General features: G+C 73.1%; 24 protein-coding genes. 16 read left to right on the top strand and 8 right to left on the bottom strand.

The annotated features are described in order from the left end of the window. Positions 1-25: 25 nt before the first annotated feature. Positions 26-745 carry a TetR/AcrR family transcriptional regulator gene (locus tag ABEB03_RS15440; protein ID WP_095933273.1) on the top strand — a complete coding sequence of 240 codons (720 nt, stop codon included), beginning with the start codon at positions 26-28 and terminating at the stop codon, positions 743-745. 61 nt (positions 746-806) lie between these two features. On the opposite strand, the gene ABEB03_RS15435 is transcribed toward ABEB03_RS15440, so the two are convergent. From ABEB03_RS15435 to hmgA, 3 genes are read right to left on the bottom strand one after another with little or no spacing between them, the layout of a single operon-like run. After that, on the bottom strand, positions 807-2,024 hold the full coding sequence (locus ABEB03_RS15435; protein ID WP_345647985.1) for a type ISP restriction/modification enzyme: 1,218 nt from the start codon (positions 2,022-2,024) through the stop codon (positions 807-809). Positions 2,025-2,066: 42 nt separating this feature from the next. Further along, complete coding sequence (locus ABEB03_RS15430) at positions 2,067-2,816, bottom strand: GntR family transcriptional regulator (RefSeq protein WP_345647982.1); 750 nt, start codon at positions 2,814-2,816, stop codon at positions 2,067-2,069. A gap of 49 nt (positions 2,817-2,865) precedes the next feature. Further along, positions 2,866-4,206 carry a homogentisate 1,2-dioxygenase gene (hmgA, locus tag ABEB03_RS15425; protein WP_345647979.1) on the bottom strand — a complete coding sequence of 447 codons (1,341 nt, stop codon included), beginning with the start codon at positions 4,204-4,206 and terminating at the stop codon, positions 2,866-2,868. A gap of 200 nt (positions 4,207-4,406) precedes the next feature. On the opposite strand from hmgA, the gene ABEB03_RS15420 reads away from it, so the two are divergent. The 11 genes from ABEB03_RS15420 (at position 4,407) to ABEB03_RS15370 (ending at position 17,690) form a co-directional block, all read left to right on the top strand. Then, entirely contained in the window at positions 4,407-5,219 is an 813-nt protein-coding gene (locus tag ABEB03_RS15420; protein ID WP_345647976.1) for a nuclear transport factor 2 family protein, read from the top strand. 47 nt (positions 5,220-5,266) lie between these two features. After that, entirely contained in the window at positions 5,267-5,884 is a 618-nt protein-coding gene (locus ABEB03_RS15415) for a TetR/AcrR family transcriptional regulator (RefSeq protein ID WP_345647974.1), read from the top strand. Between the two features lie 415 nt (positions 5,885-6,299). Beyond that, a complete protein-coding gene (locus ABEB03_RS15410) occupies positions 6,300-8,612 on the top strand; it encodes a molybdopterin oxidoreductase family protein (RefSeq protein ID WP_425589240.1) in 2,313 nt (770 codons plus the stop codon). A 121-nt stretch (positions 8,613-8,733) separates the two neighbouring features. Continuing rightward, positions 8,734-10,137 (top strand): CitMHS family transporter, encoded by a 1,404-nt coding sequence (locus tag ABEB03_RS15405; protein ID WP_345647967.1) that lies wholly within the window; start codon positions 8,734-8,736, stop codon positions 10,135-10,137. After that, positions 10,137-11,381 (top strand): MFS transporter, encoded by a 1,245-nt coding sequence (locus ABEB03_RS15400; protein ID WP_345647964.1) that lies wholly within the window; start codon positions 10,137-10,139, stop codon positions 11,379-11,381. The genes ABEB03_RS15405 and ABEB03_RS15400 overlap by 1 nt, the downstream gene beginning before the upstream one ends. A 101-nt stretch (positions 11,382-11,482) precedes the next feature. Next, a complete protein-coding gene (locus ABEB03_RS15395) occupies positions 11,483-12,172 on the top strand; it encodes a hypothetical protein (protein WP_345647961.1) in 690 nt (229 codons plus the stop codon). Positions 12,173-12,227: 55 nt separating this feature from the next. After that, positions 12,228-12,944: a class F sortase gene (locus ABEB03_RS15390; protein WP_425589239.1), complete on the top strand. Its 717-nt coding sequence runs from the start codon at positions 12,228-12,230 to the stop codon at positions 12,942-12,944. 335 nt (positions 12,945-13,279) lie between these two features. Beyond that, on the top strand, positions 13,280-14,623 hold the full coding sequence (locus ABEB03_RS15385; RefSeq protein ID WP_345647955.1) for an ABC transporter ATP-binding protein: 1,344 nt from the start codon (positions 13,280-13,282) through the stop codon (positions 14,621-14,623). 20 nt (positions 14,624-14,643) lie between these two features. Next, complete coding sequence (locus ABEB03_RS15380) at positions 14,644-15,096, top strand: DUF3574 domain-containing protein (protein ID WP_345647952.1); 453 nt, start codon at positions 14,644-14,646, stop codon at positions 15,094-15,096. A gap of 105 nt (positions 15,097-15,201) precedes the next feature. Next, positions 15,202-16,590: an aldehyde dehydrogenase family protein gene (locus ABEB03_RS15375; protein ID WP_345647949.1), complete on the top strand. Its 1,389-nt coding sequence runs from the start codon at positions 15,202-15,204 to the stop codon at positions 16,588-16,590. Positions 16,591-16,607: 17 nt separating this feature from the next. Continuing rightward, positions 16,608-17,690, top strand: a complete 1,083-nt coding sequence (locus tag ABEB03_RS15370; RefSeq protein ID WP_345647946.1) for a Zn-dependent alcohol dehydrogenase — start codon at positions 16,608-16,610, stop codon at positions 17,688-17,690. A 64-nt stretch (positions 17,691-17,754) separates the two neighbouring features. Here the strand turns inward: ABEB03_RS15370 and ABEB03_RS15365 are convergent, their stop codons facing one another. The 3 genes from ABEB03_RS15365 to ABEB03_RS15355 all read right to left on the bottom strand — a co-directional run bounded on the left by ABEB03_RS15365 (position 17,755) and on the right by ABEB03_RS15355 (position 20,417). Further along, complete coding sequence (locus ABEB03_RS15365) at positions 17,755-18,744, bottom strand: DMT family transporter (protein WP_345647943.1); 990 nt, start codon at positions 18,742-18,744, stop codon at positions 17,755-17,757. 119 nt (positions 18,745-18,863) lie between these two features. After that, entirely contained in the window at positions 18,864-19,589 is a 726-nt protein-coding gene (locus ABEB03_RS15360) for an ArsR/SmtB family transcription factor (protein WP_425589238.1), read from the bottom strand. 186 nt (positions 19,590-19,775) lie between these two features. Then, positions 19,776-20,417 (bottom strand): TetR/AcrR family transcriptional regulator, encoded by a 642-nt coding sequence (locus tag ABEB03_RS15355; RefSeq protein WP_028801683.1) that lies wholly within the window; start codon positions 20,415-20,417, stop codon positions 19,776-19,778. An 89-nt stretch (positions 20,418-20,506) separates the two neighbouring features. Between ABEB03_RS15355 and ABEB03_RS15350 the strand changes: the two genes are divergently transcribed. The 3 genes from ABEB03_RS15350 (at position 20,507) to ABEB03_RS15340 (ending at position 22,732) form a co-directional block, all read left to right on the top strand. Further along, positions 20,507-21,658 carry an acyl-CoA dehydrogenase family protein gene (locus ABEB03_RS15350; protein ID WP_345647935.1) on the top strand — a complete coding sequence of 384 codons (1,152 nt, stop codon included), beginning with the start codon at positions 20,507-20,509 and terminating at the stop codon, positions 21,656-21,658. Positions 21,659-21,727: 69 nt separating this feature from the next. Next, positions 21,728-21,982, top strand: a complete 255-nt coding sequence (locus ABEB03_RS15345) for a YiaA/YiaB family inner membrane protein (protein ID WP_345647931.1) — start codon at positions 21,728-21,730, stop codon at positions 21,980-21,982. Positions 21,983-22,105: 123 nt separating this feature from the next. Then, positions 22,106-22,732, top strand: coding sequence for a TetR/AcrR family transcriptional regulator (locus tag ABEB03_RS15340; protein WP_095933411.1), 627 nt, complete (start codon positions 22,106-22,108; stop codon positions 22,730-22,732). 21 nt (positions 22,733-22,753) lie between these two features. On the opposite strand, the gene ABEB03_RS15335 is transcribed toward ABEB03_RS15340, so the two are convergent. After that, a complete protein-coding gene (locus ABEB03_RS15335) occupies positions 22,754-23,215 on the bottom strand; it encodes a MaoC family dehydratase (protein WP_028801679.1) in 462 nt (153 codons plus the stop codon). A 107-nt stretch (positions 23,216-23,322) separates the two neighbouring features. Between ABEB03_RS15335 and soxR the strand changes: the two genes are divergently transcribed. Next, the gene (gene soxR, locus ABEB03_RS15330) at positions 23,323-23,820 is read left to right on the top strand and encodes a redox-sensitive transcriptional activator SoxR (RefSeq protein ID WP_095933253.1); all 498 of its coding nucleotides are present in this window, start codon (positions 23,323-23,325) and stop codon (positions 23,818-23,820) included. 279 nt (positions 23,821-24,099) lie between these two features. Here soxR and ABEB03_RS15325 read toward each other — a convergent pair whose 3' ends face one another. Next, positions 24,100-25,167, bottom strand: coding sequence for an RNA ligase (ATP) (locus tag ABEB03_RS15325; RefSeq protein WP_345647923.1), 1,068 nt, complete (start codon positions 25,165-25,167; stop codon positions 24,100-24,102). Between the last annotated feature and the right edge of the window lie 12 nt (positions 25,168-25,179).

Raw genomic sequence — 25,179 nt, 5'->3', positions numbered from 1 at the left:
AGGATGGTCCCGAGGTGATCGACCAATGGCAGGGCGCAACGCCGTACCCGAAGTGATCTGGGCCCGTCCGGAGCGAGCGGGCCGCGGCCCGCGGCCGGCCCGCAGCCGCGCGGACATCGCGGCGGCGGCCGTGCGGATCGCGGACGCGGAGGGACTCGACGCGGTCTCGATGCGGCACGTGGCGGCCGAACTGGGCTGCGGCACGATGTCGCTCTACAACTACGTGCCGCGCAAGGAGGACCTGTACGAGCTGATGGTCGACGCCATCAGTGGCGAGCACGAGATCCGGGAACCCTCCGGCGACTGGCGCGCCGACATGACGACGGTCGCCCACCAGACGCGCGCCCTCATGCACCGCCACCCCTGGATGCCGCGCCTGATGTCCCCGGTCTACGGCTTCAGCCCCAACGCCCTGCGCTACCTGGAGCACTGTCTGGCCTGCCTCGACCCGCTCGACATGCCCTACGGCACCAAGATGGAGCTGATCGCGATGCTCAACGGCGTCGTGACGACGTACGTGGGCAACGAACTCGCCACCGCCGAACGCGCACGCACCCTGCCGTGGTCCGAGGAGCAGGAGAACGCGATGCGGATCTCCTATCTCATCGGGCAGGTGTCGACCGGCGCCTACCCGCGGATGGCCGCGGCGGTCATGCAGGACGCGGGCCCGATCGACCTGGAGGCGGTCTTCGAACGGGCGTTGAGCCGGGTGCTCGACGCCTTCGACCCCGCGCGGGCCGGGTGACCCCCGCGAGGGCCGCACACCCGCTGCGCCGGCTCGGGGCGGATCCCGCGCACCCGGTGCGCTAGATCAGGGCGAACTGCCCTTCCGGGCCCTCTTCGTGGTGGTCGAGGACGGAGGCGGGCCTGCGGGCCGCGTCCGGCACCGGAAGGACGCCCGCCCTGCGCAGCCCGTCCGCGGTGACGGGCGCCCCGACGCTCAGGTCCCGCTGCTGCGGCCGCAGTTCGGCGAGAAGGGTGAGCACGGTGACGAGTTCCAGCAGCTCGGAGGTCCACGCCTGCGGCCAGCCGGCCGGCCGCACCGCTTCGAGGGTGCCCGGCTCCGCCACCGCCGTCCTGGCCGCGAACCACTGCTCCAGCACGCGGACTCCGCCCGTCTCGAAGTCCCAGGCCTGCGGGGGCACCGGAGAGATCCGGCCCTCGTCCAGCAGCAGCGCCTCCTCGTCACGGTCGTAGCGCAGACCGACGGGGTGGGCGGGCAGCGGGGCGCGCACGTAGGGGCGACGACCGCCGGGGAGCTTGGGGCGCTCCCCGTCGCGGCGCATCAGCCACAGCATCCGTCGGCCCAACTCGACGCCGTACGCCCACTCCTGGGGGTCCGCGGTGAGCGGGACCACCGGTCCGTCCGGGCCGGACCGCGCGACGGCCACCGCCCAGGCCAGGAAGTCCAGAGGTTCGGGGGAGTGGCCCAGCCGGGTGCCGAGATGGTCCAGCAGACCGGGCGCCAGGTTCGGTTCCAGGCCGCCGGGCCTCCGGTACAGGGGGCGGACGCGACCGGAGCGGGGCGCCGGCGTCCGGCCCGGGACCGCCTTCGCGGGCGGCGGGGCGACCGGCGGCGCCGACGAGACGAGCAGCACGGGCCCGGACGGCTCGGACCCGGTGGGCTGCTCGACCGCGAACACCTGCCGTGCGTCGGCCACCCGCCACAACTCGGGCCGTGCCGCGTCGATCAGCCGGTGGTCCGGGATCAGCCACTGTTCGTCGAAGGGGCCGTGCACCACGCGCACCGGCTCCGGGCACGGACCCGACTCGCGGGCCAGCCGGCCGGTCCCGGTCGACTGCCCCGGCAGCTGGCCGACGGCCGACTGCGTCGTGCGCGAGCGCGTCGGCCCGAACAACGCCTCGCGGTCCGGGCCTTCCGCCTTCAGCAGGGCGTCCCACCGCGCCTTCAGGGACGCCGCGTCGGGGGCCGTCGGCCACCCCCGGCCCAGCCTCGGCGGTGCGACGGACCACGGCATGAGGTCCGCGAGCAGCGGGGCGTCGTCGTGCGTCACGCCCGGCATCGTACGACGCGGCCGCCGGCCGCCGCCTTCGTGCGGCATGCGTCAGTGGGCGTCGAGGGTGACGGTGAAGGAGAACCGGTCACCGCGGTAGTGGATGCGGGCCACGTCCAGGGCGCGGCCGTCCTCGCCGTGCACGATGCCCGTGTAGTGCAGGATGGGGCTCAGCAGCGGCACCTGGAGCAGCCGCGCCGTCTCCGGGTCCGCGAGCCGCGCCTCCACCGTGTCGGTGATCCGGCTGATGCGCACCCCCACCACGTCCCGGAGCACCTTGGTCATGGGCCAGCGCACCAGATCCTCCGGGTCGATCAGCGCGGCCAGCTCGGGACGCACGTAGTTGCGCGCGTGGTTCGTCGGCTCGCCCGTCTTCTCGTCGCTGCGCAGCCGGTGGTACGTGCCCACCTCCGCCAGATCCGGGAAGTGCTCGGCGAGTTCGGCGGACACCGGCACCGACCCGTGGTCGAGCAGCCGCGTCGTCATGCCCGACTGCTGCGCCACGATCGCGTCCACCGAGCCCAGCAGCCGCACGGGTGCGCCCCGCCGCGCGCTCGGCTCGATGAACGTGCCCCGCCGGCGATGGCGGGTGATGAGCCCCTCGTCCTCCAGCTCCTTGAGCGCCTGCCGCATGGTCAGCACGCTCACCCCGTAGTGACCCGCCAGCTGCTCCTCGGTGGGCAGGCGCAGCGGGTCCTGGGGCGAGCGGCCGAGTATCGACGCGCGCAGGGACTGCGACACCTGATACCAGAGCGGCAGCTTGCGGTTCAGGACGATCGAGTCCGGGGCGAAGGAGGTCACGAGGGTATCCGTACCGGTCGCGGGCGTCGAATGCAACGGGTGGTGAATCTCAGTCCGTCGGACGGAAGTGCCGCTGGAGGCCCTGCCACACGTCGTCGTAGGCCTGTTGCAGGTGCTCCGCCCGCGCCGCCTGTGCCGTCGCGGTGACCGGCCAGCGGGTCTCGAACATGAACGCCAGCCCGTCGTCGATCTTGTGCGGACGCAGCTCCGCGGCGCTCGCCCGGTCGAAGGTCTCCCGGTCGGGACCGTGCGCCGACATCATGTTGTGCAGCGAACCACCACCCGGCACGAAGCCCTCCGCCTTCGCGTCGTACGCGCCCTCGATGAGCCCCATGTACTCGCTCATCACGTTCCGGTGGAAGTACGGCGGCCGGAAGGTGTCCTCGCCCACCAGCCAACGCGGCGCGAAGACGACGAAGTCGACCCCGGCGAGGCCCGGGGTGTCCGAGGGGGAGGTCAGCACGGTGAAGATCGACGGGTCCGGGTGGTCGTAGCTGATGGTGCCGATCACATTGAAACGGCGCAGGTCGTAGACGTACGGCAGGTGGTTGCCGTGCCAGGCGACCACGTCGAGCGGCGAGTGGTCGTATGTCGCGGTCCACAGGTTCCCGCAGAACTTGTTCACCACCTCGACCGGGCCCTCGACGTCCTCGTACGCGGCGACCGGCGCGAAGAAGTCGCGTGCGTTGGCCAGGCCGTTGGCGCCGATCGGGCCCAGGTCGGGCAGCTGGAAAGGAGCCCCGTAGTTCTCGCACACATAGCCGCGGGCAGCCGGGCTCGCCCCGCCGTCCGGCGCGGTGTCCAGCAGTTCCACGCGGAAGCGCACGCCGCGGGGGATCAGCGCGACATGGCCCGGCTCCGCGTGCAGCAGCCCGAACTCGGTGTGCAGCAGCAGCCCGCCGCGCTCGGGCACGATCAGCAGCTCGCCGTCGGCGTCGCTGAACACCCGCTCCATCGAGGAGTTGGCGTGATACAGGTGCACCGCCATGCCGGTGCGCTGTGTCGCGTCGCCGTTGCCGCCGAGCGTCCACAGGCCCGCGAGGAAGTCGGTGCCCTCGGCGGGTTCCGGCAGCGGGTTCCAGCGCAGGCGGTTCGGGTCGGGCACGGTCTCCGTGAAGGGGGCCGTGCGCAGCGCTCCGTTGTCCGTGCGGGTGAACGCCGGGTGCGCGGCCGACGGCCTGATCCGGTACAGCCAGGAGCGCCGGTTGTGCGCCCTGGGCTCGGTGAACGCCGTACCGCTCAACTGCTCCGCGTACAGCCCGAGCGGCGCCCGCTGCGGCGAGTTGCGGCCGTGCGGCAGGGCCCCGGGCACCGCCTCCGAGCTGTGTTCGTTGCCGAAACCGGAGAGGTAGGTCAGCCCCTCGGCCCTTTTCCTGGCGTCCCCGCTCATGATCGCTCCCTCGCGCCTGATTCCTATGCATCACCGTAGGATTCGCGGATTCCGTGCGCAAGAGGTCCACTCCGGCCAACCTCCGTCGGCCGGCCTCGTCCGATCGGCGCGCCGACGTAGTCCTCAGGGGCCGCTGTACGGTGCAAGAACCCGACTCCAGGGGGATCCGGCTGTCGGACCCGTGTTCTACGCTCCCAGGCATGTCGAGGACGCGCGGACTGCTTGCCGTGCTCGCGGTGTGCGCCCTGCTGGGCGGGCCGTCGGGCTGCGGCTCCGGCGACGCGCACGAGCGGGAGGACGGACCGTCGGTCTCGCCCGTGGGCAAGGTGCTGGACGAGATGGACGAAGAGGGCCGGAACTACCGCGAGGTGGACAAGGAGGGGGCGCCGTATGTCGCGATCGAGGTCCAGCCGGACTCCGACGACAGCTGGGACGTGACCCTGAAGGTCCGCAACTTCCGCTTCTCGCCCGCCGGTACGCGCCCCGTCCCGGCGGCCGGGCGCGGCATCGCCCACCTCTATGTCGACGGCCGGACCATCGCCCGGCTCCGCACCGCCGAGTACCACCTCGCCGGGCGGCTCGTCCCGCGCGGCACCCATCACGTCACCGCGCGCCTGTACGCCGACGACGGCACCGTGTGGGCCGTCCGCGGAAAGCCCGTCGAGAGCACCGCCGACATCACGGCGTCGGAAGCCGGCACCCCGGGCGCCGTGGGGGCCACGCCGACCGGGGGGTCCACGGACACGGCCACCGACGGGTCGCTGTCCGCGCCCGGGTCCGCCTCGACGACCGGATCCACGTCCGTGGCCGGATCCGCACCCGGCGACGTGTCCACGCCCGCTGCCGGGTCCGCACGCGCCGACGGGGCCGTCACCGCCGACAGGTACCCGTATGCAGACGTATTCACGAGGGAAGGCAGGGTCCCGCGCGGCGCACGTCTCACGTCCGCCCCATGGGTCCCGCGCGCCGTCGTACCCGGCTCCGCCGAGAAGATGAGTGCGCACCGCATCTAGGGCCGTACTGATACGGGAGGTTCACCGGATCCCGGCGGAAAGGCATCATGAAGCCCGTGCCCCATGCGACCTCGCTGCGCAGAGCGCCCGTACAGCGGCGCAGCGCCGAACGACTGACCAGAATCCTCGACGCCTGCGCCGACCTCCTCGACGAGGTCGGCTACGACGGCCTGAGCACCCGGGCCGTGGCCCAGCGGGCCGGCGTGCCCATCGGCTCCGTCTACCGCTTCTTCGGCAACAAGCGCGCCATGGCCGACGCGCTCGCCCAGCGCAATCTGGAGCGCTACACCGAGCGCGTCACGGCGCGCCTGGCGGCGGCCGAGGGCGACGGCTGGCGCACGGCCATGGACGCCGTGCTCGACGAGTACCTGGCCATGAAGCGCACCGCACCCGGCTTCTCCCTCGTCGACTTCGGCAACCAGATCCCCGTCGGCTCCCGCTACTCCGAGCCCAACACCCGTGTCGCCGACCGCCTCACCGACCTGCTCTCCGGCTACCTCGGACGCACCCCCGACGACGATCTGCGCCGCACCTTCCTGATCGCGGTCGAGACCGCCGACACCCTGGTGCACCTCGCCTTCCGGGTCTTTCCGGACGGGGACGAGCGGATCATCGAGGAGACCCGGGAACTGCTGCGCGCCTACCTCGCCAGGGTCCTCGACTGAACCGTACGGGCGCGGGCGGGCGCCCGCCCGCGCCCGGGGAGGCGTGCGCGGGCGTCGGCCGTGCGCGGATCGGGCGCGGCGTGCGGACGTCGCCCGTGTGGACATGCGGGAAGGCGGGAAGGTGCGCGGACGTCGCCCGTGTGGACATGCGGGAAGGCGCGCGGGCGATCCGGCACCTTCCCGACGGTCCTGTGCCGGGCGGGCGTACGGCCTGGGTGTCGACGGGCGGACGAGGTGCGTGCCGGCGGGCGCTGGGCCGGTGTCGCGCCGGCGGGCGTACGGCGTTCGCCCGGGGCGGCGGGCGTTCACGCGGGGCGGCGTACGGCAGGCGTGCGGGGTCCGTGGTCGTGCCGAACGGCCGGCGAATTTCCGACCGGGTTCCCGACAGCCCTCCCCTCCATGCATACCGGTCGGTATGCTCGGGCCCCAGTTCGTGTGCCACCGCCGCCACACCCCTCGGGGAGGACCCGTGTCCCGCACCTCCGGCACCACTTCCGACGCCCGCACCGCCCTGCGGATCTGCCCCCTGTGCGAGGCCACCTGCGGGCTGACCCTCACCGTCGAGGGGAGCCGCGTCACCGGTGCCCGCGGTGACCGCGACGACGTGTTCAGCAAGGGGTTCATCTGCCCCAAGGGCGCCTCCTTCGGTGCGGTCGACGGCGACCCGGACCGGCTGCGCACGCCCCTCGTCCGCAAGGACGGCGAACTGCGCGAGGCCACCTGGGAGGAGGCCTTCGACGCCGTGGCCGCGGGACTGCGCCCCGTCGCCGAGCGGTACGGCCCGAACGCGGTCGGCATCGTCCTCGGCAACCCCAACGTGCACACCATGGCCGGCGCCCTCTACCCGCCCGTGCTGCTCGCCGCCCTGCGCACCCGCAGCCTGTTCACCGCCTCCACGGTCGACCAGATGCCCAAGCACGTCTCCAGCGGGCTCCTGTTCGGCGACGCCAACGCGATCCCCGTGCCCGACCTGGACCGCACCGACCACCTGCTCCTCATAGGCGCCAACCCGCTCGAATCCAACGGGAGCCTGTGCACCGCCCCCGACTTCCCGGGCAAACTCAAGGCGCTCAAGGCCCGCGGCGGCACCCTCACGGTGATCGATCCGCGCCGCACCCGTACCGCACGGCTCGCCGACCGGCACATCGCGATCCGGCCCGGCACCGACGCGCTGCTGCTCGCCGCGATGGCGCAGGTCCTCTTCGAGGAGGACCTCGTCGACCTGGGGGACCTCGCGCCGCACGTCCAGGACGTCGCCGAACTGCGCGCCGAGCTGGCCGACTTCACCCCGGAGGCGGTCGCCGGCGCCTGCGACGTGGACGCGGACACCATCCGGGCCCTGGCGCGCGAACTCGCCGCCGCCCCGACCGCCGCCGTGTACGCGCGCATCGGCAGCTGCACCGTCCCGCACGGCACGCTCGCCAGCTGGCTCGTGGACGTCCTCAACATCCTCACCGGAAACCTCGACCGCCCCGGTGGCGCCCTCTTTCCGCAGGCCGCCACCGACAAGTCGCCCCGGCCCGCGGGACCCGGCCACGGCTTCGCCCTCGGCCGCTGGCACTCGCGCGTGCGCCGGCACCCCGAGGCGAAGGGCGAGCTGCCGCTGTCCGCACTCGCCGAGGAGATCGACACCGCCACCGCCGAGGGCGAGCCGGTCCGCGCGCTCGTCGTCGTGGCCGCCAACCCCGTGCTCTCCGCGCCCGACGGCGCGCGGCTCGACAAGGCCCTGGACTCGCTCGACTTCATGGTCAGCGTCGACCCGTACCTGAACGAGACCTCGCGGCACGCCCATGTCGTCCTGCCCCCGCCGCCGCCCTCCCAGAGCCCGCACCACGACTTCGCGTTCAACACCCTCGCCGTACGCAACCAGGTCCGCTACACCCGCCCCGCCGTCCCCCTGGAGACCGGCCGGATGGCCGAGTCGGAGATCCTGGCCCGGCTGATCCTGGCCGCCACCGGCATGCACGGCGCGGATCCGTCCGCCGTCGACACGATGGTGATCGACCAGACCCTCGGCAAGGCGGTCCGCGAGGAGCACTCGCCCGCGCACGGCCGCGACCCGCGCGAACTCGCCGCACAACTCACCGGGGACACCGGCCCCGAGAGGCGGCTCGACATGATGCTGCGCCTCGGCCCCTACGGCGACGGCTTCGGCGTACGGCCCGACGGGCTGACCCTCCAGAAGCTGCTCGCGCACCCGCACGGCATCGACCTCGGCCCGCTGGGACCTCGCCTGCCGCAGCCGCTGAAGACCAGGAGCGGCAAGGTCGAACTGCTTCCGCAGCCCCTCGCGGACGATCTGCCGCGCCTGCGGGCGGCGCTGGCGCGGCGCCCCGACGGGCTCGTCCTGATCGGCCGCCGCCACCTGCGCTCCAACAACAGCTGGATGCACAACGTGCCCGCCCTCACCGGCGGAACCAACCGCTGCACCCTGCACATCCACCCCGAGGACGCGGAACGCCTCGGCGTGCGCGACGGAGCGGACGTACGGGTGAAGGGCGCCGGGGGAGAGGTGGTCGCCCCCGCCGAGGTCACCGACGGCGTCCGGCCGGGCGTGGTGAGCCTGCCGCACGGCTGGGGCCACGACCGCCCCGGCACCCGCATGCGGCATGCCTCCGCCGCCCCCGGAGTCAACGTCAACCAGCTCCTCGACGGCAGCCTGCTCGACCCGCTGTCGGGCAACGCGGTCCTCAACGGAGTGCCCGTCGAACTCACCGCAACGTCGTGACCTGGAGTTTTGCGCTTATTGCTCGCGTGTCAACGTCTTGTTAACGCCGTTTGACGGGACCTAACGTCGTCGCACCGCCTGCCCGGTGGGATGTTCAAGGGCGAACGTTAGGTATCCACTCATGCTGACCATCCTCGGCTTCACCATGATCGCGACCTTCCTGGTCCTGATCATGCTGAAGAAGATGTCGCCGATCGCGGCGCTCGTGCTGATCCCGGCACTCTTCTGTGTCTTCGTCGGCAAGGGCGCCGACCTCGGTGACTACGTCATCGACGGCGTCACCGATCTCGCCCCGACGGCGGCGATGCTGATGTTCGCGATCGTCTACTTCGGTGTGATGATCGACGTCGGCCTCTTCGACCCGATCGTCCGGGGGATCCTCAAGTTCTGCAAGGCCGATCCGCTGCGCATCGTCGTCGGCACCGCGGTCCTCGCCGCGATCGTGTCGCTGGACGGCGACGGCTCGACCACCTTCATGATCACGGTCTCGGCGATGTACCCGCTGTACAAGCGGCTGAAGATGAGTCTCGTCGTGATGACCGGCGTCGCCGCCATGGCCAACGGCGTGATGAACACGCTGCCCTGGGGCGGCCCGACCGCCCGCGCCGCCACCGCGCTCAAGGTCGACGCGTCCGACATCTTCGTGCCGATGATCCCCGCGCTCGCCGTCGGCCTGCTCGGCGTCCTGGCCCTCGCCTACGTCCTCGGCCGCCGCGAGCGCAAGCGGCTCGGCGTGCTCATCCTCGACGAGGTGCTGGAGCCGCAGGAGGCCGAGACGGTGCTCGTCGCCGCGGGCGGCGGTGACGCCGGCCGGCCCGTGCGCACCGGTGGGGCCGGTTCCGGAACCGACGCCGACGCGGACCCGTCCGGCGAGGACGACGCGTTCAAGGGACTCGACCCCGAACGCCCCACCCTGCGCCCCAGGCTCTACTGGTTCAACGCGCTCCTCACGGTCACCCTCCTCACCGCCATGATCATGGAGTGGCTGCCGATCCCGGTGCTCTTCCTGCTCGGCGCCGCGCTCGCGCTCACCGTCAACTTCCCCCACATGCCCGACCAGAAGGCCCGCCTCGGCGCCCACGCCGAGAACGTCCTCAACGTCTCCGGCATGGTCTTCGCCGCCGCCGTGTTCACCGGCGTCCTCCAGGGCACCGGCATGGTCGACCACATGGCCGGCTGGCTCGTCGACAACATCCCCGACGGCATGGGCCCGCACATGGCCTTCGTCACGGGTGTCCTGAGCATCCCGCTCACGTACTTCATGTCCAACGACGGCTTCTACTTCGGCATCCTCCCGGTCCTCGCCGAGGCCGGACACGCGCACGGCGTCTCCTCCCTGGAGATCGCCCGCGCCTCGATCGTCGGCCAGCCGCTGCACATGTCGAGCCCGCTGGTGCCCGCCGTGTACGTCCTGGTCGGCATGGCCAAGGTCGAGTTCGGCGACCACACGCGGTTCGTGGTGAAGTGGGCGGCGCTCATCTCGCTGGTGGTGCTCGGCGCCGGAATCCTCTTCGGCATCATCTGATGCCCGACGCCTCACCTCGCGAGCGGCCCGGCAGGGGCTGGCTGCTGCGCCTCGTCATCGCCTTCGGCTTCGCGCAGGGGGCGGTGTCGATGGCCCGGCCCGCCGTCTCCTACCGGGCCCTCGCGCTGGGCGCGGACGAGCGCGCGATCGGTGTGATCGCCGGTGTGTACGCGCTGCTGCCCCTCTTCGCCGCGGTGCCGCTCGGCCGCCGTACCGACCACGGCCGGTGCGCGCCGCTGCTGCCGCTGGGCGTCGTCCTCATATCCGGCGGCTGCGCGCTGAGCGGCGTCGCCGGCACCCTGTGGTCGATGGCGGTCTGGAGCGGGGTGATGGGACTCGGGCATCTCTGCTTCGTGATCGGCGCACAGTCGCTCGTCGCCCGCCAGTCCGCCGCCCACGAACAGGACCGCAACTTCGGGCACTTCACCATCGGGGCCTCGCTCGGCCAGCTCGTCGGGCCGGTCGCGGCGGGTGCCCTGATCGGCGGCCCCGACATGGCGGGCACCAGTGCGCTCGCGCTGCTCGTCGCGGGTGCGCTCGCGGCGGTCGCGCTCACCTCGCTGTGGCGCATCGAGCACCGTACGGCGGTCAAGGCACCCGGCACCGAGGGCGATCGGGTCCCGGTGGGACGCATCCTGCGGACCAGGGGCGTGCCCGCGGGCATCTTCGTCAGCCTCGCCGTGCTGTCCGCCACCGACATCCTCACGGCGTACCTCCCCGTGGTCGGCGAGCACCGGGGGATCGCGCCGTCCGTGGTGGGGCTGCTGCTGAGCCTGCGCGCGGCGGCCACCATCGCCTGCCGTCTGGTGCTGACCCCGCTGCTGCGGGTGCTGGGACGCGCGCTGCTCCTCACGGTGACCTGTCTGCTGGCGGCCGTCCTGTGCGCCGGCATCGCGCTGCCGCTGCCGGTGTGGGCGCTGGCCGTGGTGCTCGTCGTCCTGGGCTTCTGCCTCGGGGTCGGCCAGCCGCTGTCCATGACGACGGTGGTGCAGGCCGCTCCCGACGGCGCCCGCTCCACGGCGCTCGCGCTGCGGCTGACGGGCAACCGGCTGGGGCAGGTGGCGGCGCCCGCCGCGGCGGGGCTGGTCGCCGGAGTCGCGGGCGTGGCCGCACCGTTCGTGATGCTCGGCGCGCTGTTGCTGCTGTCCTCGGGGATCGCGCTGCGGTCGCCGGCGAAGCCCGGCCGGGTGCGTGCCGGGGGAGCGCGGACGGGGGTTCCGTTGCGCCGCAAGAGCGATATCTGACGGGGTGCCGGGCGGTGTTGCCGCTCTTCTCCGGGCAGATGTGAAAGAGAGTCAGATGAACGCCTGATTTGTATGAAAATCATCTGACTTGGAGGACGTGCATGCCCACCTCGCCTCTGTCGTTCCGGCCGGCGCCATCGCGCACCGCCGCCGCACGCGCGGGCGCCGCCGTCGCCCTGGCGGCGCTCACGGCCGCGGGCGCCGCGGCACTGGGGACCCCGGCCGCATTCGCCGCTCCCGGGGACAACGGCGACGTCAAAGTTCACAGCACGACCACTTCCGTCGACGACCAGCGGGACGAGCCGAAGGTGTGCGGGTTCTACCTGGACGCCTTCAACTTCGACCCGAACCAGTCCGTGAGCTGGTCGATCGCCGCCCAGCCCCCCGTGGTCGACGGCTCCGTCCTCTCGGGCACACTCGCCCTCCCCGCGTCCGGCCACGGCCGGACCGCCGACCTGGTGCTGCCCTCCGGCCAGTACAAGCTGACCTGGGCGATCGCGGGCGGCAACGGCGCGGGCAAGCACAAGGTCTTCAAGGTCGACTGTGCCGGTGCCACGCCGAGCCCCACCCCCAGCCCCACGACGACCCCGCCGGGCGGCGGAACCGGCGGGCCGGGTGGTGGCCCCGGCGGGTCCGACGGTGGGCCCAACGGCGGACCTCCCGCGGGCGGCGGCGGACTCGCGCGCACCCAGGACTTCTCGCCGGTCGCCGGCGCGGCGGCCGTGGGTCTGGTCGTGACCGGGGGAGTCGTGTACCTCAGGCTGCGCCGGCGTACCGATGGTGCGGCGTAGGCGCTCCCGGAGGCCCTGGTACCGGACGCGCGCCTACCGTCTGACGCGGACCGCCGTGCTCGCCACCGCACTGGTGGCGGGCGGCGTCCGGTGGGCGGGAAGCGACGAGCCGACGGGGTCCGGGGCGGTGGTCGTGGCCGAGTCCCCCGGCCCGGCCGCCGCCACGGGGCCCGGGAGGGACGTGGGTCGCACGGACCGGGCGAACACGCGGCGGCCCGGCGCCGGGGCGCGCGGCGCACGCGCCGGACGGACCGCTCCCGCCCGGCCGGCCCGGCCGGCCCGGCCGCCGAGACCGCTTCCGCGCTCGCGTGCGACGGCCATCGACATCCCGTACTTCCGGCTGGCGGCCCCGGCCGTCGCCGTCCGGCTCGATCGCGAGCGGCGCCTGACCGTGCCGCCCGTGGACGACCCGAAGGTGGTCGGCTGGTACGAGGGCGGAGCCACGCCCGGCGAGCGGGGCACGGCCGTCGTCGTCGGGCACCGCGACACCAGGACGGGACCCGCGGTCTTCGCGGCGCTCGGGCGGCTGCCGGTCGGCCGGCTGATCGAGGCCCGGCGCGCCGACGGACGGGTCGCCGTCTACACGGTGGACGCCGTGAAGACGTACGAGAAGGCACGCTTCCCCAACAAGGAGGTGTACGGCGACAGGCAGCGGCCCGAGCTGCGTCTGATCACGTGCGGCGGTGTCTACGACCGCAGGAAGGGCTACGCCGGCAACATCGTCGTCTTCGCCCACCTCACTGAGACACGGGGGCGCGCCCGCACCACGTGAGGGCGCGCCCCCGCACCCGGCGGTCGCGCAGGGCGGGGCACCGCGGTCCGGTGCCCCGCCCGGGCCGTGCCCGACGGTCCGGCCCTCGACGGCCGGGAGCCCGACGGCCCGGCGCCCGGGTGCCCGATGTGCCGGTGCCGGGCGGGGCGGCTGTGGCCGGCGGTACCTGATCGTCCGTTTACGCCCGTGCCGAACCGGATGGTCCGATCCCGCCGGATGTCTTCCCCCGGGCGTGCGCGGTCCGTTAACTTCCGTGACTCATAAGTCCCGTACGACCCGCACGGGACGTTCGACAACACGCTCTGGCGTCCAGTGAGCCCCCGGGGGCACCTCTCATGACACGCGCCATCTCCCTGCACAGCGTCAGCAAGTCGTACACACGTGGCGTCCGCGTGGTGGAGCGGTTGTCGCTCGACATCCGGCCGGGCGAGTTCCTGGTCCTGCTGGGGCCCTCCGGCTGCGGCAAGTCGACGGTGCTGAGAATGATCGCCGGACTCGAAGAGGTCACCGAGGGCGAGGTGCGTCTCGACGGCGAGTACGCCAACGATCTGCCGCCGTCCGGGCGTGACATGGCCATGGTCTTCCAGAACTTCGCTCTGTATCCGAGCATGACCAGCCGCGACAACATCGGCTTCCCGCTGCGCATCGAGGCGCCCGGCGACGACCCGCGCCCGCGGGTGGACGCCACCGCCCGGATGCTCGGCATCCAGGACCTCCTCGACCGCTTCCCGAACCAGCTCTCCGGCGGCGAACGCCAACGCGTCGCCATGGGACGGGCGATCGCGCGGCATCCGTCCGCCTTCCTGATGGACGAGCCGCTGTCCAACCTGGACGCCAAGCTCCGCAACCACCTGCGGGCCGAGATCGCCCGGCTCACCAGGGATCTGGGCACGACGACGGTCTACGTCACCCACGACCAGGCGGAGGCGATGTCGCTCGGCGACCGGGTGGCCGTGCTGCGCGGCGGGGTGCTGCAACAGCTCGGCACGCCCCGGACGGTCTACTCGCTGCCCGCGAACGTCTTCGTCGCCGCCTTCATCGGCACTCCGCGGATCAACCTGCTGCGCGGCCTGGTCCGGGCACCGCTCGACGGCGCGATGTCGATCAGCCTGGGCAAGCAGTACCTCCGGCTGCCCGAACCCCTGTCCCTGGACCACCAGTTGCTGCGGGTCCAGCAGGGCCGCGAGGTCATCGTCGGACTGCGCTCCGAGGCCGTACGGCTCGCGAAGCCGTCCGCCGCCCGGCCCGGCGAGGTGGCCATCAGCGGGCTCGTCGAGCACGTGGAGTACCAGGGGCACGAGGTCCTCGTCCACTTCAACACGGGGTCACGGCCCGCCGTCGTACCGGAGCTGGAGTCGCCGCGTCCCACCCGTCCGGTCCGGCGACGGCGGCGCGAGGGCACGGTCCTCGACCGGCTGCGGGAGCGCGCCGGGGCCCTGCGGGCCGGCCCGGTGGTGGTCCTGGAGCATCCGGGGGACGCGGAACCCGACGTCCCCGACCTGGCGCCGCCCGAGGGCCGGCTGCCCGGGGACCTCGTCGTCCGCACCACGCCCGACATCGAGCTGCGGCACGGCATGCAGGTCCCCCTCCTCGTGGACCTCGCCCATCTGTTCGTCTTCGACCAGCACGGTGAACGCATCTGTCCGGCTCCGGCGCGGCTGCCGGACCTGGAGGAGTGAGTTCCGCTAGGCAGACCCGCATGACCCCGTACAGCCTGCGCGCCCGTCCGGTCGCCGCCACCGCCACCGTCCTGCTCCTCGCCGGCGCTCCCGCCGCCCAAGCCGTGTTCGGTGGCGACGAGCCGCGGGCGGCGGTGCGCGGAGCCGCGTACGTGGAGACCCGGCTCCTCTTCGGCACGGCGCGCCCCGACGGCGGACCCGCCGTCACCGACCGGCAGTTCATGGACTTCGTCGACCGCGAGGTGACGCCGGAGTTCCCCGACGGACTCACCGTGCGGGAGGGGCGCGGCCAGTGGCGGGACGCGCACGGCGTGATCGAGCGGGAGCGGTCGTACGAGCTCGTGCTGCTCTACCCGGTCGCGCGGGCCGCCGCCGGCGACCGGAGGATCGAGGAGATCCGGAGTGCCTACGAGCGGACGTTCGCCCAGGAGTCGGTGGGCCGCGTCGACGACCGGGAGCAGGTCGACTTCTGACGGACGGCCCCCGAGGATGCCCTGGGGCCGGCCACCTCTGGCGCCCCAAAACTATCATCGCTAGTTTAGGGTCCGGACGACGCGTCCCCGCCCGGGAGGAACACGATGAAGGCACATGACGGCATGTACATCGACGGCACCTGGCGCCCCGCCGCCGGCCGGGACACGATCGAGGTCGTGAACCCGGTCGACGAGCAGGTGATCGGCCGGGTCCCGGCGGGCACGGCCGAGGACGTCGACGCCGCCGTGCGCGCGGCCCGCGCCGCCTTCCCGGGCTGGGCCGCGACCCCGCCCGCCGAACGGGCCGCGCGGCTCGCCGCGCTCCGCGACGCACTCGTCGCGCGCAAGGACGAGATCGCCGAGACCGTGACGGCCGAGCTGGGCTCGCCGCTCGCGTTCTCGCAGGCCGTGCACGCGGGCGTGCCGATCCTGGTCGCCGGCTCCTACGCGGAACTGGCCGCGACGCACGACTTCGAGGAGAAGGTCGGCAACTCGACCGTCTACCAGGAGCCCGTCGGCGTCGTCGGCGCGATCACCCCGTGGAACTACCCGCTGCACCAGATCGTCGCCAAGGTCGCCCCGGCGCTGGCGGCGGGCTGCACCGTCGTCCTGAAGCCCGCCGAGGACACCCCGCTCACCGCGCAGCTCTTCGCCGAGGCCGTGGCCGACGCGGGCATCCCGGCCGGTGTGTTCAACCTCGTCACCGGCCTCGGCCCGGTCGCGGGCCAGGCCCTCGCCGAGCACCCGGACGTCGACCTGGTCTCCTTCACCGGCTCCACCGCGGTCGGCCGGCGGATCGGCGCCACGGCCGGGGCCGCCGTCAAGCGGGTCGCCCTCGAACTGGGCGGCAAGTCCGCCAACGTCATCCTGCCCAGTGCCGACCTGGCCAAGGCGGTGGCCGTCGGGGTCGCCAACGTGATGTCCAACTCGGGCCAGACCTGCAGCGCCTGGACCCGGATGCTCGTGCACACCGGGCAGTACGAGGAGGCGGTCGAACTGGCCGCGGCCGCCGCCGCGAAGTACGGCGACCGCATCGGCCCCGTCGTCAACGCCAAGCAGCGCGACCGCGTCCGCGGCTACATCGACAAGGGCCTGGCCGAAGGCGCGCGGCTCGTCGCGGGAGGCACCGAATCCCCGCACGCACAGGGGTACTTCGTCAGTCCCACCGTCTTCGCCGACGTGACCGAGGGGATGTCGATCGCCCAGGAGGAGATCTTCGGGCCGGTCCTGTCGATCATCCGCTACGAGGACGAGGAGGACGCCCTGCGGATCGCCAACGGCACGGTGTACGGGCTCGCGGGCGCGGTCTGGGCGGGCGAGGAGGCCGAGGCGGTCGCCTTCGCGCGACGGCTCGACACGGGGCAGGTCGACATCAACGGAGGACGCTTCAACCCCCTCGCCCCGTTCGGCGGTTACAAGCAGTCGGGTGTCGGGCGCGAGCTCGGATCGCACGGCCTGTCCGAGTACCTCCAGACCAAGTCCCTCCAGTTCTAGGCCCTAGGAGCACGCACATGGTTCGCGCCGCCGTCCTTCCCTCCGTGGGCGCTCCCCTGGAGATCGCCGAGATCGACCTCCCCGAACCGGGCCCCGGACGGGTCAGGGTCAGGCTCGCCGCCGCCGGGGTCTGCCACTCCGACCTCTCCCTGTCCGACGGCACCATGCGGGTGCCCGTCCCGGCCGTCCTCGGACACGAGGGCGCCGGCACCGTCGTCTCCGTCGGCGAGGGCGTCACCCATGTCGCGCCCGGCGACGGCGTCGTCCTCAACTGGGCGCCGTCCTGCGGCGCCTGCCACGCCTGTTCGCTCGGCGAGGTGTGGCTGTGCGCCGATGCCCTGACCGGCGCGGCGGACGTGTACGCGCGCCGCGCCTCGGACGGCAGCGACCTCCATCCCGGCCTGAACGTCGCCGCGTTCGCCGAGGAGACCGTCGTCGCCGCGAGCTGCGTCCTGCCCGCACCGGACGGAGTCCCCCTGACCGACGCGGCCCTGCTCGGCTGCGCCGTCCTCACCGGTTACGGCGCCGTCCACCACTCCGCGCGGGTACGGCCCGGCGAGACGGTCGCGGTGTTCGGTGTCGGCGGGGTCGGGCTCGCGGCCCTCCAGGCCGCCCGGATCGCGGGTGCCTCGAAGATCGTCGCCGTCGACGTCTCGCCCGAGAAGGAGTCCCTCGCGCGGGACGCGGGAGCGACCGACTACGTCGTCGCCTCCGACACCACCGCGCGCGAGATCCGCGGCCTCACCGGCAAGCAGGGCGTCGACGTCGCCGTCGAGTGCGTGGGGCGCGCCGTGACCATCCGCACCGCCTGGGACTCCACACGGCGCGGCGGCCGCACCACCGTCGTCGGCATCGGAGGCAAGGACCAGCAGGTCACCTTCAACGCGCTGGAGATCTTCCACTGGGGCAGGACCCTCGCGGGCTGCGTCTACGGCAACTGCGACCCGGCGCGGGACCTGCCGGTCCTCGCGGAGCACGTCCGCGCCGGGCGCCTGGACCTCGCGAGCCTGGTCACGGACCGGATCGCCCTCGACGGCATCCCGGCGGCGTTCGACAACATGATCGCGGGCAAGGGCGGCCGGGCCCTGGTCGTGTTCTAGCCGTGCCCGCCCGTTCCCGGGCCGATGCCGGTCCGGGAACGGGCGGACCGGTGCCGGTCCGGAATCAGGCCTGTTCCGGCTCGGGGCGGCGCTCCGGGGCGGCCGCCGCCGTCCCGGCGTCCGGGGGCACGAGTTCCGAGGCCGCCGCCCTCCCGGCGCGGGGCCTGGAGCGCGACACCGCGACACCCGCCAGGCACAGCGCCCCGCCCGCCAGGGTGAGCGGCCCCGGCACCTCGCCGAGGAACAGCCAGGACATCAGGACCACGAGGGCGGGCACCGCGTAGGTCGTCGCGCCCATACGGCTGGCGGTGGTGCGGGCCAGCGCGTACGCCCAGGTCGTGAAGGCCAGCGCGGTCGGGAAGAGGCCCAGGTAGATCATGTTGAGCGTGGCGGACGCCGGCGCCTTCGCCGCCTCCGTCACGAGCTGCCCGGCGAAGGGGAGACAGGCGACGGCCCCGACCAGACAGCCGAACGTCGTGACCTGGAGCGCGCCGGCCCGCCCGAGCGCCGGCTTCTGCGCCACCACGCCGCCCGCGTAGCCCACCGCGGCAAGCAGACACAGGACGACCCCGAGGACCGACGAACCGCCCTCGCCGGACATCGACAGGCCGACCGCGACGGCACCCGCGAACGACACGGCCATGCCCGCCAGCAGCCGGGGCGGCATCGGGTCCCCGAGCAGCCGGGAACCGAGAAGGGCGATGAGGATCGGTCCGATGTTCACCACGAGTGCCGCCGTGCCCGCGTCCACCTGCTGTTCGCCCCAGTTCAGGACGACCATGTAGAAGCCGAACCACAGCAGCCCGGATATCGCGATCCCGGGCCAGGCCGCCCGGGGCGGCCACCCCTCCCTGCGGATCAGGCAGACGGCCCCGAGCGCGAGGGCCCCGGCGAGCAGCCGCCCCAGTGCCAGCGCGCCCGGTGAGTACGCCTCGCCCGCGCTGCGGATCGACACGAAGGCGGAGGCCCACAGTCCGACGGTGACGGTCGCGGCGCCCGCGGCGAGCAGCCGCGTGCGTCCGGCGGGCGGGGCGGGCCGGGAGGTGTTCATCATGCTCCTGAGGCTAGGCGGGGGGCGGGCGGAGGTCTCGCGGATTTCGGACGCCTGCCTGGGGCCCGGCGCCGGAGCTGATGCCGCTCGCCGTGCGCGGGGAAGGGACGGGCAGGGGCTGGTCAGCGCAGGGCGGTCGCCTCGACACCCAGGAGCTCCGCGAGGGCCCGCTCGCCCTCGGGGGTCACCTTGACGGCCCGCTCCGTGCCGACGCGCACACACCACTTCGCGTCCAGGGCGTGCCGGCACAGGGCCGCGCCGGCGCCGCCCGCGAGGTGCGGCCGGCGTTCGGTCCAGTCCAGACAGGCCCGGGTGAGCGGGCGGCGGGCGGTGAGGTCGAGGCCGATGCCGACGGACTCGAACCACCGCAGTCCGGCGTCGGTGAGGGCGAACCCGGTGTCCTGGCGGAGCAGGCCGCGGGCGGTGAGGGCATCGGTGAGGGCGATGCCGAGGCGCCCGGCGAGATGGTCGTAGCAGGTGCGGCCGCGGGCCATCGCCGACACCGCGCTCGACTCCCGGAGGGTGTGCGGGCGTTCGGTTCCGGCCGGCCCGACGTGGGCGGCGAGATCCTCGACGATCTGCGCGACGCGGGGACTCGCCAGCCGTACGTAGCGGTGCCTGCCCTGCCGTTCCTCGGTGAGCAGCCCGCCCGTGACGAGCCTGCCGAGGTGCTCGCTGGCCGTGGAGGGGGCGACCTGGGCGTGCCGAGCCAGCTCGCCCGCCGTCCAGGCCCGCCCGTCGAGCAGGGCGAGCAGGAACCCGGCCCGCGTCTCGTCCGCGATCAGCGCCGCGAACCCCGCGAGCCCGGCTGCCCTGCTGTGCGTCCGCCTCGTCATGCCCACCAGCATGCGCCACGGACGTTGCGGCCCCCACCGAAACGTCCTCGCCGCCGGGGTGCCGGTTCGTCCGTGGGCCCGGACGCGCAGGCCGGGGTCCGGCTACGTCCGCGGAGCCCGGACGTGACCGCTGCAGGTGGCGTGGGCATGTCCCGGGCGGGGCCACGGGGGAGGCCGACGTCTGCCCGGACCGTCCGCTCAGCTGCCCACCGTCAGCTGCGCGTACTGGGCCGACAGGCCGTCCAGCAGGGCGGTGAGGCCCGTCTCGAAGGCCCGTTCGTCGATCTTCTCCTGCTGCTCGGCGAGCAGGTGCGCCTGCCCCAGGTGGGGATAGTCCGCCGGGTCGTACGCGTCCGCGTCGTCGACGAAGCCCCCGGCGAACGAGCCGAGCGCGGAGCCCATGATGAAGTACCGCATCAGCGCCCCGATCGAGGTGGCCTGGGAGGGCGGCCACCCCGCCTCGACCATCGCGCCGAACACCGCGTCGGCGAGCCGCAGGCCCGCGGGCCGCCGCCCGGGGCCGCGCGCGAGCACGGGAACGATGTTCGGGTGGTCGCGCAGGGCGGCCCGGTAGGAGACGGCCCAGTCGTGCAGCGCGGTGCGCCACTCGCGGCCGTCCTCGAACATCGTCAGGTCGACCTGTGCGCTGACCGAGTCCGCGACCGCCTCCAGGATCTGGTCCTTGGTGCGGAAGTGGTTGTAGAGGGACGGCCCGCTGACGCCGAGTTCGGCGGCGAGCCGGCGCGTCGAGACGGCTGCGAGGCCCTCGGCGTCCACGAGCGCCCGCGCGGTGTCCACGATGCGGTCGGTGCTCAGCAGGGGCTTGCGCGGTCGGGCCATGGCGCACATAGTAGGGCTGCATTCGGAAACTAGCAGTGCTAATTTAAATGTACTGCTTTCAATGTCCGCAATCTGTGGGGTGACTCGGTATGAACCTGGAGCTCAGCGAGGAGCAGACCGCCGTCCGGCAGCTCGCCAAGGACTTCGTGGACCGCGAGATCGCCCCGCACGTCGTCGAGTGGGACCGCACCGAGGAGGTCGACCGGTCCATCGTGAAGAAGCTGGCCGAGGTCGGCTTCCTCGGGCTGACCATCGACGAGGAGTACGGCGGAAGCGGCGGCGACCACCTGGCGTACTGCCTGGTCACGGAGGAGCTGGGACGCGGCGACTCGTCCGTCCGCGGCATCGTCTCCGTCTCGCTGGGCCTCGTCGCCAAGTCGATCGCCCACTGGGGCACCGAGGAGCAGAAGCGGCGCTGGCTGCCGGGGCTCACGGCCGGCGACTTTGTCGGCTGCTTCGGGCTCACCGAGCCCGGTACGGGATCGGACGCGGGCAGCCTGGCGACCCGGGCCGTGCGCGACGGCGACGACTACGTCATCAACGGCACCAAGATGTTCATCACCAACGGCACCTGGGCCGACGTCGTCCTGCTGTTCGCCCGCTCCACCGACGCGCCCGGCCACAAGGGCGTCTCGGCCTTCCTGATACCGACCGACACCCCCGGCCTGAGCCGCCGCACCATCCACGGCAAGCTCGGGCTGCGCGGGCAGGCCACCGCGGAACTGGTCCTGGAGGACGTACGGGTGCCGGCGAGCGCGATGATGGCGCCCGAGGGCAAGGGCTTCGCCGTCGCGATGTCCGCGCTCGCCAAGGGCCGGATGTCGGTGGCGGCGGGATGCGTCGGCATCGCCCAGGCCGCGCTGGACGCCGCGGTGCGGTACGCGTCCGAACGGGAGCAGTTCGGGAAGCCCATCGCCCAGCACCAGCTGGTGCAGGAGCTGATCAGCGACATCGCCGTCGACGTGGACGCCGCACGGCTGCTGACCTGGCGGGTCGCCGATCTCGTCGACCGCGGCCTGCCGTTCGCCACCGAGTCGTCGAAGGCCAAGCTGTTCGCCTCCGAGGCCGCCGTGCGCGCCGCGAACAACGCCCTCCAGGTCTTCGGCGGCTACGGCTACATCGACGAGTACCCGGCGGGCAAGCTGCTGCGCGACGCCCGCGTGATGACCCTCTACGAAGGCACCAGCCAGATCCAGAAGCTGGTCATCGGGCGTGCGCTGACCGGGGTTTCGGCCTTCTGAGTATGTCCCGCGCGTTCCTGAGTATCTCGGCGGATGTGACGGCCCGGCCCCGGCGGCGACGCTTTCCCCATGAGTGAGACACCGGTCAAGCAGCAGAACACGGCCGCCTTCTACGGACAGGCCGTCGCCTCCTTCTCGGTCGCCATGGCCGCGACCGCCCTGGGCATCTTCAAGCTCCAGGCCGACGCCTGGGTGCGGGGCTTCCTCGCCATCGCCGTCCTGTACCTGGTGACGTCCGCCTTCACCCTGGCCAAGGTGATCCGTGACCGTCAGGACGGCACGCGCGTCGGCGGGCGGGTGTACGACCCCTTCGAGAAGCTCTGATCCACCCCGGGGCGGAGGAATTCGCCCCGGGCGGGGGCCTCCGTCCTGAGCGGGGGATCTAAGCGGGCGCTCAGGTTCAGGGGTATGGTGTTCACCCTGTCGGTGGAGAAGGGGCGAACAGCGATGAGTACGGCGGAGGAGACGGCCGGCGGCGAGATGCAGCCGTGGGCCGAGGTCACCCCGGACGCGGCCCGGCGGCTGCTCGTCGCCGCCGTGGAGGCCTTCGCCGAGCGCGGGTACCACGCGACGACGACCCGGGACATCGCGGGCCGCGCGGGCATGAGCCCGGCCGCCCTGTACATCCACTTCAAGACCAAGGAAGAGCTGCTCCACCGGATCAGCAGGATCGGCCACGCGAAGGCCCTCGACATCCTGCGGACGGCCGCCCGTGGCGAGGGTGACGCGACCGAGCGCCTCGCGGACGCCGTGAGCTCCTTCGTACGCTGGCACGCCGGAGGGCGCACCACCGCGCGGGTCGTGCAGTACGAGCTGGACTCGCTCGGACCCGACGCCCGCGCCGAGATCATCGGCCTGCGCCGCCAGGTCGACGCCGAGGTGCGCGGGATCATCCAGGACGGCGTGGCCGCGGGCGACTTCGACGTGCCGGACGTCCCCGGCACCACCCTCGCCGTGCTCTCCCTGTGCATCGACGTGGCCCGCTGGTTCAACGTGGACGGACCCCGGACACCGGACGAGGTCGGCGCGCTCTACGCCGACCTCGTGCTGCGGATGGTGGGAGCCGGGAAGTAGCCCGGGCGCACCGGGCGGCCGTCAGAAGTAGTAGCGGGACACCGACTCGGCCACGCACACCGGCTTGTCGCCGCCCTCGCGCTCGACGGTCACCGCGGCCGTGACCTGCACGCCGCCGCCCGCCTCGGTGACCTCCGTGAGGACCGCGGTGGCGCGCAGCCGGGAGCCCACCGGCACCGGGGCGGGGAAGCGCACCTTGTTGCTGCCGTAGTTGACGCCCATCTTCATGCCCTCGACGCGCATGACCTGCGGCACCAGCGCGGGCAGCAGCGACAGGGTGAGGTAGCCGTGCGCGATGGTCGTGCCGAACGGACCCGCGGCGGCCTTCTCCGGGTCCACGTGGATCCACTGGTGGTCGCCCGTGGCGTCCGCGAACAGGTCGATCCGCTTCTGGTCGACCTCCAGCCAGTCGCTGTGTCCCAGCTGTTCGCCCACCGCCGCCTTCAGGTCGTCGGCGGACGTGAAGATCCTCGGCTCTGCCATGTCCCTGGCCTCCCGCGTCGCAATGTCTAAGCAACTGCTTAGCATGGTCGGGTGGAGGGCTCCTGTCAACGCACCGCGGGCATGCCGGGGTGGGTTAGGTTCGAGGGGTGCCCCAGATTCCAGAGAAGATCCACGAGCTCACGGTCGGCCAGCTGTCGGCCCGCAGCGGCGCGGCCGTCTCCGCCCTGCACTTCTACGAGTCCAAGGGCCTGATCAGCAGCCGCCGCACCAGCGGGAACCAACGCCGCTACCACCGTGACGCGCTGCGTCGCGTCGCTTTCGTCCGGGCGGCGCAGCGCGTCGGCATCCCGCTCGCCACGATCCGCGAGGCCCTCGCCGAACTTCCCGAGGAGCGCACCCCGACACGGGAGGACTGGGCCCGGCTCTCGGAGGCCTGGCGCTCCGAACTCGACGAGCGCATCAAGCAGCTGGGCCGGCTGCGGGACCACCTCACCGACTGCATCGGCTGTGGCTGCCTGTCCCTGGAGAACTGTGTGCTCTCCAACCCGGACGACGTCTTCGGCGAGCGTCAGACCGGCTCCCGGCTCATGGTGGAACGCTCCGGCCGCACCGCGCGGCCGGAGCCGGCGAACGACTGCCGCTGAGCCCGGTCACCGGCCTCGCGTGAGCGGGCGCGCGACAGCCTCCGAGCTCACGTCACCGGGCCGACGGGAGCCGGTGAGCGACGGCCGCCGGCCCCGGTCACCGGCCTCGCGTGAGCCGGTGCGCGACTGCTGCTCGGCCCCGTCGCAGGCCTCGCGGGACCGGGCCGCGACGGCCGCCGGGCGGCGTCGCAGGGCCCCGTGTCCGGGCGGCTTCGGCGGCGCACCTGCGCCACGTCCGGTCCCGGGGCGTCGGCGCCCGGGACCGGAGCGCGCGGTGGGTCACTCGTACTCCGTGCCGCCCTTGCGGGTCAGGTACGCCGGGCTGACCGCCTTCGCGATGGCCCGGCCGCCCGTCACCGGGCTGTAGCGCTCGGTGGACGTGCGGACGACCACGCCCTCGCGCAGGTGCAGGTCGCGCCCGGACACCGTCTCCCGGCCGGTCGCGGTCTCCAGGACCTTGGCGATGTCGTACGGCCCCTCGTACAGCCTTGGTACCAGCGGCAGTTCGCCCTCCAGCAGGGCGGCCGCGTCCAGCCAGCGGACCTCGCCGTCGATTTCCGCGGACACGTCGAACACGGCGTGGCCGAGGGACTCGCGGCGCCCGTCGGCGCCGTACGACAGGTCCTGCACGCCCGCCCCGTACACCTCGCCGAAGATGCCGACGCGGCGCGCGCCCAGCCGGCCGGCGAGCCGCGCCGCGGCCTCCGCGACCCCGTGCCCGCGCACGGCCCGCCAGTACAGATTGCGCGGATCCTCCTTCAGGGCGAGGGACTTGGCTCCGAAACCCTTCGAGGAGACGTACACGCGGTCCTCGTCGGCGACGTACGTCAGCAGGCAGGCCGATCCGTGCAGCTTCTCGGTCAGGACGACGGGCTCGCCGGGGGTGAAGATGTCCGGGTAGCGCTGGAGGTTCTCGATGTCGACCCAGGGCAGCAGGTCGGGCGCGGACTCGACGTCACCGTCCATCGTGGGCGGGACGGGCGGCACCCACTTGACGATGCCGAGCAGCTCGGCGAAGTCGGTCCCCTCCTCGGCGGCCCGCGCCAGGTCGACGTCCGCCAGCGCCCGCGGGCGGCACACGATGCCCTGCGACAGCTCACCGCGCAGCCGTACCGCCTTCACCCGGTCCGAACCGCTCCCCGCCAGGCGGCCGGTCAGCCCGAGCTCCTCGATCAACCCGGCCGGGAGCACGGACTGCTCCGGGATGTAGACGGCTCGCTCGCCGGTGCGATAGGCGCCCTTGGCGACCACGGCCCGGTAGAGGCCGACCTGGGCCAGTTCGAGGGCGTCGGCGTTCGGATGCTCGTGGATGGTCAGCACTTCGGCGGTGACGCGCAGCGTCGACATCGGGACTCCTCG

The sequence above is a fragment of the Streptomyces siamensis genome (assembly GCF_039543605.1).
Lineage (GTDB): Bacteria > Actinomycetota > Actinomycetes > Streptomycetales > Streptomycetaceae > Streptomyces > Streptomyces siamensis.
Note: the sequence above shows the minus strand (reverse complement) of the source record. Positions and strands in the feature narration are given on the sequence as shown.